We start from the raw sequence: 15456 nt of genomic DNA, 5'->3' as shown, positions 1-15456 counted from the left end.
CCTGTGGGAGCGAGCTTGCTCGCGATGGCGGTGTGTCAGTCGATATCAATAAGGCTGATCCAACGCTATCGCGAGCAAGCTCGCTCCCACATGGGGAAAACAGTGCGTGTCTTTCCACGCTGTCCGCCAAAGGCCAAGTGGCGCCGGCACCCCATTGCACCGGTCTCGTCACCCTGGCCTCGCGCCGTTCCAGGAAGCCAAAACTCGCGGGCTGCCGGTGTTGTCCTGCACCACCGCACTGACCGGCTTGCGGCGTCCGGATACCCTGTCGCCGATACCCGGATTCAAGAATGCTCAGGGTGAAATCGGATCGCTCGCCGGAAACGTTTCCTCCAGCGCGTCGTCCAGTTGGTTATCGGTGACATTCCGCTCACCCACCTTGCCACTGCGTTCGCAATGGCAGTCGGGGGCCGGACACGGCTCACCGTTGGGATGTTGTTCGGCACACGCCTGGCTGCAATAAGCCTCGCCGTCGTGGTTGAACATCCGTTGCGGATCCACCTCGCATTGGCAATCGGGGCAACCGCACTTTAGTTTGCTCATGCTCTTTCTCCCGAAGTAATAAGTCGAAGGCGCCGTCAGGAAGAGCCCACCATCAACTGGACCTCAAGGTTGGCCGTCGCCACACCGTGGTTTGCCACATACACATCGGCGGTCCAGCCCTTGGTCTGGTTGTGATAGGACTGAGTGCCCAAGGCCGTGCCGCTGTCCCACTCCAGGATGTCGCCAATATCGATGTCATTGGCCGAACGCAGCGCTAGCACGGTATGGCCGTGCTCCTGCCCCACGTACACACCCACCATTGCGCGCGGTCGATTGATGGCCCGTACTTCACCGATGGTCTGTTTCATAAGCCTCCCCTGCGACAGGTTCAGAGCGACCGAAACAACCCGATTGCTCTTTCGCACATAAGTGTGGAGGCCCCTCCTGCAAGGAAAGTTTGCAGAACAGCGCCGCTGAGCGACGAAAGGCGTGACGCAGGCCCCGTGCTCGACAGTGCTACCCTCAACGAATCCAGGCCCACGGAGAAACACCCATGCCGGACGATTTCCATCGCGAACCGCTCGATCAGTTGCAGGCGTACCTGGCCGGACGCCGCTTCCTGGTGCTCACCGGTGCTGGCATCAGCACCCCTTCGGGCATCCCCGACTACCGCGACAGCGACGGTGTACGCCGGGGTCGACAGCCGATGATGTATCAGGAGTTCCTCGCCCAGGCCGAGGCAAGACGGCGCTACTGGGCGCGGGCGATGCTGGGCTGGCCACGGGTGCGGCAGGCCAGGCCGAACGCAGCTCACGAGGCCTTGGCCCAATTGCAGGCACGGCAGCGCATCACCGGCCTGATTACCCAGAATGTCGACACCCTGCATGACCAGGCCGGCAGCCAGGACGTCATCGAACTGCACGGCAGCCTGCATCGCGTGCTGTGCCTGGATTGCGGCCAGCGCAGCGAACGACAGCAGATTCAACAGTTGATGGAAACCGAAAACCCTTACCTGGCCGGTGTCGATGCGGTGCAGGCACCCGATGGCGACACCCTGCTCGACCCGGCCTTCGAGGCGCGCTTCCAAGTGCCTCGCTGCCCTCATTGCGGCGGCGAGCGATTGAAACCCGACGTAGTGTTTTTCGGCGAGAACGTCGCCCCCCTCACCGCGACCCGCGCCGTGCAAGCCGTCGAGCAAGCGGACGGCCTGCTCGTGGTGGGCTCGTCGCTGATGGCGTATTCGGCGTTTCGCCTGTGCCGGGCCATCAAGGACCAGGGCAAGCCGCTGCTGGCGATCAACCGAGGCAAGACCCGGGCCGATGAGCTGCTGGACCTCAAGCTTGAAGAGCCGTGTGAGCAACTGTTGCCACTGTTGATCTGACACCACGCCATACCCCTGTGGGAGCGAGCTTGCTCGCTCCCACAGGATCAGTGGTAGCCTGCGGTCAATGTGCCCAAATCCTGATCCCTGAGCGTATCGAACAACGCCTGCGCCGCCGCAGACAGTTCATGCCCCGGCTTGGTCAGCACCCCGATGGCCCGTTCGATCACCGGATCGCTCAAGGTGATGCAGCGGGCGCCCAGCTCATGCATCTGCCCGACGCACAGCGCCGGCACGGCACTCACCCCCAGCCCGCTGGCGACCATCCGCCCGACGGTCGCCAATTGGTGGCTCTCGAACTCCACAGGCAGTTTCATGCCCCGGGCCCGCAGATGCTCCTCCAGCATCACCCGTACGGTGGAGGGCCGTTGCAGCGTGATGAAGGGCTGTTCCAGCAGGGTTTCCCAGTGGATTTCGTCGCGCAGGGCAAACGGTGAGTCCAACGGCACTACCGCGACGAAGCGATCCAGATACAAGGGCGTGAACGCCAATGACGAACCCTGCATCGGCTCGAACGCCACACCCAATTCGACATGACGATCGCGGACCATTTCCAGTACTTGCTCGTTGATCACGTCGTTGACCGTGACGTTGACATTCGGATAGCGGGCGCGGAAGGTCTTGAGGATCGGCGGCAGCAGGTTGCCGGCAAACGACGGCATCGCCGCCAACGTCACGCGGCCACGCTGCAAGGTGAAGCGCTGGCGCATTTCGTCCTCGGCGTTGTCCCAGTCGGCAATCAGCCGTCGGGCCAGTGGCAGCAAGGATTCGCCTTCGGGCGTCAGCGCCACGTTACGGGTATTACGGCTGAACAAGCGACCGCCGAGGCCTTCTTCCAGGGCCTTGATGGTCAGGCTCAGGGCCGACTGGGACAGGTGCAACCGCTCGCAGGCCACGGCAAAGCTCAGGCTCTGGGCCACGGCGAGGAAGGCGCGGATTTGCTTGAGGGTCATGCTCGCTACGCTCCAAGGTCTATTGTTGAGTTTTATCAATCAATCCAACCTAAAAATCAACTTAACAAATATATGACTTGGCGCAACACTGCATCCCATTGCGACCCCATCAAGAATAAAAGAGGTGTCTATGGCAGGTTTCGACAAACGCGTGAGCTCTTATGAGGAAGCGCTGGAAGGCTTGAAGGACGGCATGACCGTCATCGCCGGCGGCTTCGGCCTGTGCGGTATCCCGGAAAACCTGATCGCCGAGATCAAGCGCAAGGGCATCCGCGACCTCACCGTAGTGTCCAATAACTGCGGCGTCGACGGCTTCGGCCTCGGCGTGCTGCTGGAAGACCGGCAGATCCGCAAGGTGGTCGCCTCCTACGTGGGCGAAAACGCCCTGTTCGAGAAGCAACTGCTCAGCGGTGAAATCGAAGTCGTACTTACCCCCCAAGGCACCCTCGCGGAAAAAATGCGCGCCGGCGGCGCAGGCATCCCGGCGTTCTTCACCGCCACCGGCGTCGGCACCCCGGTGGCCGAAGGCAAGGAAGTGCGTGAATTCCATGGTCGCCAGTACCTGATGGAAGAATCCATCACCGGCGACTTCGCCATCGTCAAAGGCTGGAAGGCCGATCATTTCGGCAACGTGATCTATCGCCACACCGCCCAGAACTTCAATCCACTGGCCGCCACGGCGGGCAAGATCACGGTGGTGGAAGTCGAAGAAATCGTCGAACCCGGCGAGCTGGACCCGACGCAGATCCACACCCCTGGCATCTACGTCGACCGGGTCATTTGCGGCACGTTCGAAAAACGCATCGAACAGCGCACCGTGCGTAAGTGATCCCCTGCCCCCGGCCCGAATGAAGGAATAACAACATGGCACTTTCCCGCGAACAAATGGCTCAACGCGTCGCCCGCGAAATGCAGGACGGCTACTACGTGAACCTGGGCATCGGCATTCCGACCCTGGTCGCCAACTACATTCCCGAAGGCATGGAAGTCATGCTGCAATCGGAAAACGGCCTGCTCGGCATGGGTGCGTTTCCCACCGAAGCCGAAGTCGATGCCGACATGATCAACGCCGGCAAGCAGACCGTCACCGCGCGCATTGGCGCGTCGATCTTCTCTTCGGCCGAATCGTTTGCCATGATCCGTGGCGGGCATATCGACCTGACCGTGCTCGGCGCGTTCGAGGTGGACGTGGAAGGCAATATTGCCTCGTGGATGATCCCCGGCAAGCTGGTCAAGGGCATGGGCGGCGCGATGGACCTGGTGGCCGGTGCCGAGAACATCATCGTCACCATGACCCATGCGTCCAAGGACGGCGAGTCGAAACTGCTGCCGCGTTGCAGCCTGCCGCTGACCGGCGCCGGTTGCATCAAGCGGGTGTTGACCGACCTGGCCTACCTGGAAATCCAGGACGGCGCCTTCATCCTGAAAGAACGTGCCCCGGGCGTCAGCGTCGAGGAAATCGTCGCCAAGACCGCCGGCAAATTGATCGTGCCGGACCACGTGCCTGAAATGCAGTTCGCTGCCCAGTGAGGAGAGATTCGATGCAAGAAGTCGTGATTGTCGCCGCTACCCGTACCGCCATCGGCAGCTTCCAGGGTTCGCTGGCTTCCATTCCCGCGCCGGAACTCGGTGCCGCGGTGATTCGTCGCCTGCTGGAACAGACCGGTTTGTCGGGCGAACAGGTCGATGAAGTGATTCTTGGCCAGGTGCTGACCGCAGGATCCGGACAAAACCCGGCTCGCCAGGCGGCGATCCTGGCCGGCCTGCCTCATGCGGTGCCGGCGCTGACCCTGAACAAGGTCTGCGGTTCGGGACTCAAGGCGTTGCACCTGGGCGCCCAGGCGATCCGCTGTGGCGACGCCGACGTCATCATCGCCGGCGGCATGGAGAACATGAGCCTGGCCCCGTACGTGTTGCCGGCCGCCCGCACCGGCCTGCGCATGGGCCACGCGAAGATGATCGACAGCATGATCACCGACGGCCTGTGGGATGCCTTCAACGATTACCACATGGGCATCACCGCCGAGAACCTGGTGGACAAGTACGGCATCAGCCGCGAGGAGCAGGACGCTTTCTCTGCCGCGTCCCAGCAGAAGGCTGTCGCCGCCATCGAGGGCGGTCGGTTCGCCGATGAGATCACGCCGATCCTGATTCCCCAGCGCAAAGGCGATCCTGTGGCGTTCGCCACCGACGAACAACCGCGCGCCGGCACCACCGCCGAATCCCTGGGCAAGCTCAAACCCGCCTTCAAGAAGGACGGCAGCGTCACCGCTGGCAACGCGTCTTCGCTGAATGATGGCGCCGCCGCCGTGATCCTGATGAGCGCGGAAAAAGCCAAGGCCCTGGGCCTGCCCGTGCTGGCGAAAATCAGTGCCTACGCCAATGCCGGCGTCGACCCGGCCATCATGGGCATAGGCCCGGTCTCGGCCACCCGCCGCTGCCTGGACAAGGCTGGCTGGTCGCTGGATCAACTGGACCTGGTCGAAGCCAACGAAGCCTTCGCCGCCCAATCGCTGGCCGTGGCCCGGGAACTGAAATGGGACATGGACAAGGTCAACGTCAACGGCGGCGCCATCGCCCTGGGCCACCCTATCGGCGCATCGGGGTGCCGAGTCCTGGTGTCGCTGCTGCATGAAATGATCAAGCGCGACGCCAAGAAAGGCCTCGCGACACTGTGCATCGGCGGCGGCCAAGGCGTGGCCCTGGCGCTGGAACGGGCATAACCGATACAGGTTCAACGGTGGTTGCGCGGACCCACGAATATCCGCACAACCACTGGCACCACCACCGGCGCAATCTCGGTTGCGCCGGTTTTTTTTGCCTGCTGTTTTGCGCATGGCCTACCGACCTCATCGCGAGCAGGCTCGCTCCCACAGTGGATCTGTGGTGTTCTGGGATTCTGTGCCCACCGCCAATCCCCTGTGGGAGCGAGCTTGCTCGCGATGGCGGTGGGTCAGGCGACGATGAGCCGTCAGGAACCTGCGCCAAACCGGTCGCGGCTGTTGGTCAGGTGCAGCCACATGGCGGCGCGGGCGGCGTCCGGGTCCTGGCGTTTGATGGCGTTGAAGATCGCCTCATGCTCGAGGTTGGCCAGTTGTGCCAGCTTGCCCAGGTCCGCCTGGCCGCGTTCGGCCACGTTCACTCGGGTCCTGGGGATCATCGCACTGCCCAGGTGCTGCATGATTTCGACAAAACAGGCGTTGTCCGTGGCTTCGGCGATGAGCAGATGGAACCGCCGGTCGGCCTCGACACAGCTGTCGTTGTTGCTGGACAGCCGCTGATAGTCATCCAGCGCCTGGCGCATCTGCTGCAACTGGTGTTCGCTGCGGCGCTGGGCTGCCAATGCCACCGCCTGGGTTTCCAGGCCCAGGCGCAGCTCCAGGATTGCCCGCACCCCTGCCGCAGTGTCGACATTGAGCCGCAACCCCGGCTCGCCGGTTTGCGCCAGCACAAAGGTGCCGATGCCGTGGCGGGTCTCCACCAGCCCCGAAGCCTGCAACTTGGAAATCGCCTCGCGCACCACGGTCCGGCTGACGCCATGCTCGCGAACGATGGCACCTTCCGATGGCAGTTTTTCGCCGGGTTTCAACTGTCCCAGCAAGATGCTCTGGCTCAGCTTCGCCACCAGGTCATGGGCCAGGTTATGGGTACGCTTGCGCAGCGGCGCTTCGGTGTCTTGCATCGCCAGGGTTCCTCGAAAACAGGCTGGTCGATCCTACCATCAGCAGGCTTGAGAGTGAGCATTACAGAACGCCAAACTTGTATGACAACACACCGCACCTGGCGATCGACTTCGAAAATCAACGCCCATAAAAGCTCGATTTCTATCGCACCGTGCGCCCTGCACACCGTCAAAAACTTCAACTACACCCAACAAATACAGCATTAAAAAGTCTGACCGCCCATCCAATCACGCTAAAAAATATCTTGTCACTCAAAAAAATCAGGTTGTATGATGTCTATCAACATCGGCACCTGCACGATGCCCCGCATAAAAATAACGAGTGGGAGAAAAACCAGTGAACACATCCAGCCTCAAGGCGAATGCCGGAGCGGATCCGGTGCTGCTGTCGGCCATCGCCAAGGTCAAGCGCCACATCCTGCCGCTGTTCGTCATCATGTTTATCGTCAACTACATCGACCGCGTGAACATCGGCTTCGTGCGCGCCCATATGGAGCACGACCTGGGCATCGGTGCCGCGGCCTACGGCTTTGGCGCCGGCCTGTTCTTCATCGGCTACGCGCTGTTCGAAGTCCCGTCCAACATCCTCTTGCAAAAAATCGGCGCCCGTATCTGGCTGACCCGCATCATGCTCACCTGGGGCCTGGTGGCCGCGGGCATGGCCTTCATCCAGAACGAAACCCACTTCTACATCCTGCGTTTCCTGCTGGGCGTGGCCGAAGCCGGCTTCTTCCCTGGGGTGATCTACTACTTCACTCGCTGGCTGCCGGGTGTCGAACGCGGCAAAGCCATCGCCATCTTCCTCAGCGGTTCGGCCATTGCGTCGCTGATCTCCGGCCCGCTGTCGGGGCTGCTGCTGCAAATCAATGGCCTGGGCATGCACGGCTGGCAGTGGATGTACTTCATCGAAGGGATGTTTTCCGTCGGCCTGTGCGTCTTCGTCTGGTTCTGGCTGGACTCCAAGCCCCACGACGCCAAATGGTTGAGCCGCGAAGAACAAGATGTGCTGGTCAAAACCATCGACGATGAACAGCGCGCACGAGAAGCCGCCTCGCCGATCAAACTGTCCATCGGCCAGTTGCTCAAGGACCGCCAGATCATCCTGTTTTGCCTGATCTACTTCTTCATCCAATTGACGATCTATGCCGCCACGTTCTGGCTGCCGAGCATCATCAAGAAAATGGGCGAACTGAGCGACATCCAGGTCGGGCTGTTCAACTCGATCCCGTGGCTGTTGTCGATCGTCGGCATGTACGCCTTCGCCTCGCTGTCGGCCAAGTGGAAATTCCAGCAGGCCTGGGTCGCCACGGCCCTGTTGATCGCGGCAGCCGGGATGTTCATGTCCACCACCGGCGGGCCGATCTTCGCCTTCGTCGCCATCTGCTTCGCGGCCCTGGGCTTCAAGTCGGCGTCGTCGCTGTTCTGGCCAATTCCCCAGGCTTACCTGGACGCACGGATCGCCGCTGGGGTGATTGCCCTGATCAACTCGGTGGGCAACCTCGGAGGGTTCGTCGCTCCAACCACGTTCGGCCTGCTGGAACAGAACACCGGCTCGATCCAGGGCGGCCTCTATGGCTTGGCGGCCACCTCGATCATTGCCGCGATCATCGTGTTTGCCGCACGCAACACGCCCAAGCCCAAAGCCGTGACAACCCCAGCCGACCCGGCCGCCAGCCACGTCTGATCATTCGATTGTTCAAGGATAAGTACAGATGAGCACCCCAGAAACCAGCAAAGCCCCGATCATCACCAGCATGCAGATCGTGCCCGTGGCCGGCCATGACGGCATGTTGCTGAACCTCAGCGGCGCCCACGGCCCGTTCTTCACCCGCAACATCGTCATCCTCAAAGACAACGCCGGCCACACCGGCGTGGGCGAAGTGCCCGGTGGCGAGCGCATTCGCCAGACCCTCGAAGACGCCCGTTCGCTGGTGGTCGGCAGCCCCATCGGCACGTACCAGAAGATCCTCAACACCGTGCGCCAAGCCTTTGCCGACCGCGATGCCGGCGGTCGTGGCCTGCAAACGTTCGACCTGCGCATCACCATCCACGCGGTGACCGGCCTGGAAGCGGCGTTGCTGGACCTGCTCGGCCAACACCTGGATGTACCGGTCGCCGCCCTGCTTGGCGAAGGCCAGCAACGCGATGAAGTGAAGATGCTCGGCTATCTGTTTTACGTCGGCGATCGCCAGCAGACCGACCTGCCCTACCGCAGCGAGCCGGACGCCGACAACGACTGGTTCCGCGTACGCCATGAGAAGGCCCTGGACGCCGACGCCGTGGTCCGCCTGGCCGAAGCGGCACACGCCCGCTATGGTTTCCAGGACTTCAAGCTCAAGGGCGGCGTGCTGCAAGGTGATGCGGAGATCGAAGCGGTCACGGCGCTGGCCGAGCGCTTTCCCCAGGCGCGCATTACCCTGGACCCGAACGGCGCCTGGTCACTCAAGGAAGCCATCCGTTTGTGCCGCGATCAGCACAAGGTGCTGGCCTATGCCGAAGACCCTTGCGGTGCCGAGAACGGCTACTCCGGCCGCGAAGTCATGGCCGAGTTCCGCCGCGCCACGGGCCTGAAGACCGCCACCAACATGATCGCCACCGACTGGCGCGAGATGGGCCACGCCATCACCTTGCAGTCCGTGGACATTCCCCTGGCCGATCCGCACTTCTGGACCATGCAGGGTTCGGTACGGGTGGCGCAGATGTGCAATGAATGGGGCCTGACCTGGGGCTCGCACTCCAACAACCACTTCGACATTTCCCTGGCGATGTTCACCCACGTGGCCGCTGCCGCACCGGGCGACATCACGGCCATCGACACCCATTGGATCTGGCAGGACGGCCAGCGGCTGACCAAGGCACCGTTGCAGATCCAGGGCGGCTGCGTGCAAGTGCCGAAAAAACCGGGACTGGGGATTGAGCTGGACACCGACCAACTGGCCAAGGCCCATGAGTTGTACAAGGGCATGGGCCTTGGCGCGCGGGACGATGCGGTGGCGATGCAGTTCCTGATTCCAGGCTGGACGTTCAACAACAAGCGGCCGTGCCTGGTTCGCTAAAGCGGGCAATATCCCTTGTGGGAGCGAGCTTGCTCGCGATTGCGCAGTGTCAGCCTCTATCCAGGTGACTGATCCACCGCCATCGCGAGCCTGCTCGCGATGACGGCGGCACATCCACATCACCTTCTCAGGCAGACCGCATCGCGAGCAGGCTCGCTCCCACAGGGTTGCATGGCAAGACTCGCGACTAACCCTCCGGCCGCAGGATCAAAACCGCCAACGGCGGCAAGTTGAGTTCCAGCGACAGGGCCTGGCCATGGCTGGGCACCTCTTCGGTGGAGGCTCCACCGCCATTGCCATAGTTGGAACCGGCGTAGGTGTCGGCATCGCTGTTGAGCAATTCGACCCAGCGCCCGCCGAATGGCACGCCGACCCGGTAGGCCTCGCGCGGCACCGGCGTGAAGTTGGCGACCACCAGCACCGGCCGGCCCTCCTTGCTCCAGCGCAGCCAGGCGTAGACGCTGTTAAGCGCATCGTCGCCAATCAACCACTGGAACCCCTGGGGCGCATCATCCTGGTCGTGCAGCGCCGGTTCTTCGCGATACAGACGGTTCAGATCGCTGACCAGTTTCTGCACACCACGGTGCTCAGGGTATTGCAGCAGGTACCAGTCCAACTGCTGGTCGTGGTTCCACTCGCGCCATTGGCCGAATTCACAGCCCATGAACAACAGCTTCTTGCCGGGATGCCCCCACATGAAGCTGAGGTAGGCCCTCAGGTTGGCGAATTTCTGCCAGCGGTCACCGGGCATCTTGTCGATCAGCGAGCGTTTGCCGTGGACCACTTCGTCATGGGAAATCGGCAGGACGAAGCGCTCGGACCAGGCATACACCAGGCCGAAGCTCAGTTCGTTGTGGTGATGGGCGCGGTACACCGGGTCTTGCTGGATGTAGTGCAGCGAATCGTGCATCCAGCCCATGTTCCACTTGTAGGCGAAACCCAGGCCGCCCTGCTGGGTGCTCTGGCTGACGCCCGGCCACGCCGTGGATTCTTCGGCGATGACCAGCGCACCGGGGGTTTCCAGCGCCACCACATCGTTGAGGTGCCGCAGGAAATCGATGGCTTCGAGGTTTTCCCGTCCGCCGTGGCGGTTGGGCACCCACTCGCCGGCCTTGCGCGAATAGTCGCGGTACAACATCGAGGCCACGGCATCCACCCGCAGGCCATCGACGTGGAAATGCTTGAGCCAGTGCAGCGCCGACGCCAGCATGAAACCGTGCACTTCGGTGCGGCCCAGGTTGTAGATCAGCGTGTCCCAATCCTGGTGGAAGCCTTCCAGCGGGTTGCCGTATTCGTACAGCGCAGTGCCGTCGAACTGGGCCAGGCCGTGGGTGTCGGTGGGAAAATGCGCCGGCACCCAGTCGAGGATGACGCCGATATTGGCCTGGTGGCAGGCGTTGACGAACGCCGCGAAATCGTCCGGCGAGCCGAAGCGTGCCGTCGGCGCAAATTGCGACAGCGGCTGATAGCCCCAGGAGCCGCCGAACGGGTGCTCCATGATCGGCATCAGCTCGATGTGGGTGAAGCCCAGGTCCTTGACATACGGGATCAGCCGCTCGGCCATTTCATGCCAGTTGTACTGCCGGGCCACCTCACCCGCCTCGTCGATTTCGCACTGCCAGGAGCCGGCGTGCAATTCATAGATCGACAGCGGCGCACCCGGGAGATGCCGCTCGCGACGGTGCTGCATCCACTCGTCGTCCTGCCACTCGATCTTCAGGGGTGAGGCGACTCTCGACGCCGTGTCTGGCGGCATCTGCGTGGCCAGGGCCACCGGGTCGGCCTTGAGCGGCAGGATGCCGTGGGCGCCGAGGATTTCATACTTGTAACCTTCGCCGGGACCCAGCCTGGGGATGAATATCTCCCACACGCCGGACGGATAACGGATGCGCATCGGATGCCGACGCCCGTCCCAGACGTTGAAATCCCCGACCACCGAAACGCGTCGGGCGTTCGGCGCCCAGACAGCGAACCGCACGCCGTCGATGCCATCGACGGTGGTCAGTTGCGCACCGAGGCAGGAACTGAGGTCGCGGTGATTGCCCTCGCCAAACAGGTAAAGGTCCATCTCCCCCAGCAACGGGCCGAAGCTGTAGGGGTCTTCGGCAACCTGCTCGCCGCCGGCCCAACGGGTGCGCAGCAAGTACGCCTGGGTACGGTCGAAATGGCCGACGAACAGTCCCGGGGTTGCGGTGGGTTGCAGCTCCCCCAGCTCGTCGCCGCCATCGCGGGCCAGCACATGCACGCTCAGGGCTCCGGGCAGATACGCGCGAATGAATTGGCCGCCGGCGTCGTCGCCATGAGGCCCCAGGATGGAAAACGGGTCGTGGTGTTCGGCGCGCACCAGCGCGTCGATGTCATGGGGCGCCGGCAGCAACGACTCCTTGGCCTGCCCCTGTGGTTCTTTGTTCGAGACACTCATGATTCTCTCCACTAAATCGGTCCGGCTACGTCGGAAAAGGGTTGCAGCCCACTCAATAACCCGACCAGACCGTGCAACGGCACGGGTAGCCAGGTGGGGCGATTCTCGGCTTCATAGGCCACTTCATAGGCCGCCTTCTCCAGGCCGAACAACGCCAGTGCGGCGTCTTCGCCTTCAGCATCCTTCCACTCATGGGCAAGACTAGCTGCCGCCAGCCGATATGCCTCGACAAATGCCTGGCGGGCCTCTTTCAAATAACGATCGGCGACCCTTTGCCTCGCTGCATCGGCATCGGCCGTGCTGTCGACGGTGTGCAAGTGAATCGCCATGGCCGCCGCGTAATCGAAGGAGCGCAACACGCCACTGACGTCCTTATAGGGGCTGTGCTTGCCCCGTCGCTCATGCAATGGCCGCGCCGGCTCACCTTCGAAGTCGATCAGGTAGGCGTCGCCCTTGATCACCAGCACCTGCCCCAGGTGCAGGTCTCCGTGGACGCGAATGCGCAAGCCTCCCTCAGCCTTGCCGGCCAGCGTCTGGACATGGGCCAGGACGGTTTTCTTGTGCTCCAGCAAACGTGCGACCATGGCCTGGTCCGCGGGGTTCAATTGGCCCTGGTTCTGCTTGAGCAGGCGCAAGGCGTTTTCCACTTGGGCGGCCACGTCCTTGCCGATGGCCTGGGCTTGCTTGGCGTTGGTAGCCTGCGGCGCGAAGTCCGGGTCGTCGGTGGCCTGGGCCAATACCTGGTGCATTTCCCCCAGGCGCTGGCCGAGCATGCCGGCGAAATCCTTCAGTTCGCCCAGGGCGTTGTAATGCTGCTCCTGTTCGGACACCGCGTCCGCCAGCTCGTCGCGCAGGGCGCGTTCGAGGTTGTTCTGGGTCCATTCCCAGGCATCGCCCTGATTGCTCAAGTAGCCCTGGGCGATCATCAGCAGCGCATCTTCACCCTGGGCGTCGCGGCGAACCACCGAACCCAGCAGCGGTGAGATGTTGCTGAAACCGGCGGCGGTCAAGTAGGCGCTCATTTCCAGTTCCGGGTGCACACCCGAGGCGACCTTGCGAATCAGCTTGAGCACGAGGCTGCTGCCCACCACCACCGAACTGTTGGACTGTTCGGCGGACAGGTAGCGCACCTCCGGCTCTTCACCCAGGTTCAGCGCAGCCAGGCCTTCGGTGGGTTCGAAGCGCAACTCACCTTCGGCGAACGGCAGCACCGTGGCGGCCTGCATGCTGTGCAGCACGGCGCGCACGAAGCTTTCCAGGCTGAATGCATCGGTGATCAAGCCCACCTGACGCACCCGACGTACCCGCGACAACGCCAGTTGCTGCGGCAATGCCGCACCGACCTGGTCTTCGGCGAGCAGGCCGAACGGCAGCTGATAACGCAGGGTCTGGCCGCCACTGGTGACATCGATTTCGCTGAGCAGCACCGGGTGCTGCGGGTCACCAAAGCGCACGCCATAGACTATCTCGACCTTCTCGATCGCGCTGTCCTTGCCGGCGAACCAGCGCCGGTTCTGCAACCAGCTCGGCAGGATGGTTTGCTCCAGCGTGGTGCGCGATGGCGCTTCGAGCAATTCTTCCAGGCGTTTCTTCAGCACCAGGGTGGTGAAGTCCGGCAGGCTCTGGGCCGGCTCCACGTGCCAGCTCGGCATCTGGTTCTCGGTTGCCAGGGCAAACCAATAGAAGCCGTACGGCGCCAAGGTCAGCAGGAAGTTCAACTGGCCGATGGGTGGAAAGGCATTGCCGCCGAGCATCTCCACCGGGACCATGCCGGCGTAGGTCGACAGATCCAGTTCAGCAGCCTGGGCGCTGCGGGACACGTTGGCCACGCAGAGGATGATTTCGTGCTTGCCGTCGGGCCCGGTGTATTCGCGGGTATAGGCCAGGATCCGGCGATTGCTCGGCGAGAGCATCTTCAACGTGCCACGGCCAAAGGCCTTGGACTGCTTGCGCACCGCCAGCATGCGCCGGGTCCAGTTGAGCAGCGAGTGCGGGTCGCCGGCCTGAGTCTCGACGTTGACCGACTGGTAGCCGTACTGCGGGTCCATGATCGGCGGCAGCACCAGGCTGGCCGGGTCGGCACGGGAGAAACCGCCGTTGCGGTCGATGGACCACTGCATCGGCGTACGCACGCCATCGCGGTCGCCGAGGTAGATGTTGTCGCCCATGCCGATTTCATCGCCGTAGTACAGCGTTGGCGTGCCAGGCATCGACAGCAGCAGGCTGTTGAGCAACTCGACGCGACGACGGTCGCGCTCCACCAACGGCGCCAGGCGCCGACGAATGCCCAGGTTGATACGCGCCCGACGGTCGGCGGCGTAGTAGTTCCACAGGTAGTCACGCTCCTTGTCGGTGACCATCTCCAGGGTCAACTCATCATGGTTGCGCAGGAAAATCGCCCACTGGCAATTGGCGGGGATCTCCGGGGTCTGGCGCAGGATGTCGGTGATAGGGAAGCGATCTTCCTGGGCCAGCGCCATGTACATGCGCGGCATCAGCGGGAAGTGGAAGGCCATGTGGCATTCGTCACCGTTCATCCCTTGGGCGTCGACATCGCCGAAGTACAACTGGGTGTCTTCCGGCCACTGGTTGGCTTCGGCCAGCAACATGCGGTCGGGGTAGTTGGCGTCGATCTCGGCGCGGATCAGCTTCAGGACGTCATGGGTCTCGGGCAGGTTTTCGTTGTTGGTGCCGTCGCGCTCGATCAGGTACGGGATGGCGTCCAGGCGCAGGCCGTCGATGCCCATGTCCAGCCAGTAGCGCATCACCGACAACACGGCCTTGAGGACCTGCGGGTTATCGAAGTTGAGGTCGGGCTGGTGGGAGTAGAAGCGGTGCCAGAAGTACTGGCCCGCCACCGGGTCCCAGGTCCAGTTGGACTTCTCGGTGTCGAGGAAGATGATGCGCGTGCCGTCGTACTTGTGGTCGTCATCGGACCAGACGTAGAAGTCCCGCGCCTTCGAACCCGGCTTGGCCTTGCGCGCGCGCTGGAACCAGGGGTGCTGGTCCGAGGTGTGGTTGATGACCAGCTCGGTGATCACCCGCAGGTTGCGCTTGTGGGCTTCGGCAATGAACCGCCGCGCATCGGCCATGGTGCCGTAGTCGGGGCTGACGCCGCGGTATTCGGCAATGTCATAACCGTCGTCGCGCCTGGGTGAAGGATAGAACGGCAGCAGCCAGATGGTGTTGACGCCCAGATCGGCGATGTAGTCGAGCTTTTCGATCAGGCCGGGAAAGTCACCGATCCCGTCGTTATTGGAGTCGAAATAGGATTTTACATGGACCTGATAGATCACCGCGTCCTTGTACCAGAGCGGGTCTTTGATGAAGGTGGCAGACCGGGGTTTCTTCGCCATTTGCAACTCCTGATGAATTCAATAAAGCCGCGGGATACAGGCTTGTGAGGTCTTTTTGTGTTGTGAGGCCTGCGCTTTGTGGGAGCAAAGCTTGCTCGCGATGCAGGCACCTCGATTCCTCAG

The 15456-nt window shown here is 62.6% G+C and carries 12 protein-coding genes; 6 read left to right on the top strand and 6 right to left on the bottom strand.

The window, feature by feature from the left end:
- Positions 1–294: 294 nt before the first annotated feature.
- Both KI235_RS10380 and KI235_RS10375 read right to left on the bottom strand, forming a co-directional pair.
- Positions 295–543 (bottom strand): metallothionein, encoded by a 249-nt coding sequence (locus KI235_RS10380; protein ID WP_013692693.1) that lies wholly within the window; start codon positions 541–543, stop codon positions 295–297.
- Positions 544–578: 35 nt separating this feature from the next.
- Entirely contained in the window at positions 579–851 is a 273-nt protein-coding gene (locus KI235_RS10375; protein WP_003200123.1) for a hypothetical protein, read from the bottom strand.
- A gap of 185 nt (positions 852–1036) precedes the next feature.
- Between KI235_RS10375 and KI235_RS10370 the strand changes: the two genes are divergently transcribed.
- Positions 1037–1864 (top strand): NAD-dependent protein deacetylase, encoded by an 828-nt coding sequence (locus tag KI235_RS10370; RefSeq protein ID WP_003200121.1) that lies wholly within the window; start codon positions 1037–1039, stop codon positions 1862–1864.
- Positions 1865–1911: 47 nt separating this feature from the next.
- Here KI235_RS10370 and KI235_RS10365 read toward each other — a convergent pair whose 3' ends face one another.
- A complete protein-coding gene (locus tag KI235_RS10365; protein WP_003200120.1) occupies positions 1912–2817 on the bottom strand; it encodes a LysR family transcriptional regulator in 906 nt (301 codons plus the stop codon).
- Positions 2818–2947: 130 nt separating this feature from the next.
- Between KI235_RS10365 and KI235_RS10360 the strand changes: the two genes are divergently transcribed.
- The 3 genes from KI235_RS10360 to KI235_RS10350 are packed head-to-tail and all read left to right on the top strand — an operon-like array spanning position 2948 to position 5540.
- Complete coding sequence (locus tag KI235_RS10360) at positions 2948–3646, top strand: CoA transferase subunit A (RefSeq protein WP_003200117.1); 699 nt, start codon at positions 2948–2950, stop codon at positions 3644–3646.
- A gap of 35 nt (positions 3647–3681) precedes the next feature.
- Positions 3682–4347 (top strand): CoA transferase subunit B, encoded by a 666-nt coding sequence (locus tag KI235_RS10355; protein ID WP_003180355.1) that lies wholly within the window; start codon positions 3682–3684, stop codon positions 4345–4347.
- 11 nt (positions 4348–4358) lie between these two features.
- On the top strand, positions 4359–5540 hold the full coding sequence (locus tag KI235_RS10350; protein WP_003200115.1) for an acetyl-CoA C-acetyltransferase: 1182 nt from the start codon (positions 4359–4361) through the stop codon (positions 5538–5540).
- A 248-nt stretch (positions 5541–5788) separates the two neighbouring features.
- On the opposite strand, the gene KI235_RS10345 is transcribed toward KI235_RS10350, so the two are convergent.
- The gene (locus tag KI235_RS10345) at positions 5789–6499 is read right to left on the bottom strand and encodes a FadR/GntR family transcriptional regulator (protein ID WP_003200113.1); all 711 of its coding nucleotides are present in this window, start codon (positions 6497–6499) and stop codon (positions 5789–5791) included.
- A 337-nt stretch (positions 6500–6836) separates the two neighbouring features.
- Here KI235_RS10345 and KI235_RS10340 point away from each other — a divergent pair, with 337 nt between their 5' ends.
- On the top strand, positions 6837–8183 hold the full coding sequence (locus tag KI235_RS10340) for an MFS transporter (protein ID WP_003200111.1): 1347 nt from the start codon (positions 6837–6839) through the stop codon (positions 8181–8183).
- Between the two features lie 28 nt (positions 8184–8211).
- On the top strand, positions 8212–9555 hold the full coding sequence (gene gudD / locus KI235_RS10335; protein WP_003200108.1) for a glucarate dehydratase: 1344 nt from the start codon (positions 8212–8214) through the stop codon (positions 9553–9555).
- A 187-nt stretch (positions 9556–9742) separates the two neighbouring features.
- On the opposite strand, the gene glgB is transcribed toward gudD, so the two are convergent.
- Both glgB and treS read right to left on the bottom strand, forming a co-directional pair.
- On the bottom strand, positions 9743–11977 hold the full coding sequence (glgB, locus tag KI235_RS10330) for a 1,4-alpha-glucan branching protein GlgB (protein ID WP_053162248.1): 2235 nt from the start codon (positions 11975–11977) through the stop codon (positions 9743–9745).
- An 11-nt stretch (positions 11978–11988) separates the two neighbouring features.
- Positions 11989–15333: a maltose alpha-D-glucosyltransferase gene (gene treS, locus KI235_RS10325; RefSeq protein ID WP_027912573.1), complete on the bottom strand. Its 3345-nt coding sequence runs from the start codon at positions 15331–15333 to the stop codon at positions 11989–11991.
- Positions 15334–15456: the final 123 nt, after the last annotated feature.

This window comes from Pseudomonas sp. St386 (assembly GCF_018325865.1).
GTDB classification, from domain to species: Bacteria; Pseudomonadota; Gammaproteobacteria; order Pseudomonadales; family Pseudomonadaceae; genus Aquipseudomonas; species Aquipseudomonas brassicacearum.
The sequence above is the reverse complement of the archived record's forward strand: the minus strand, read 5'-3'. Positions and strand labels throughout refer to the sequence as shown.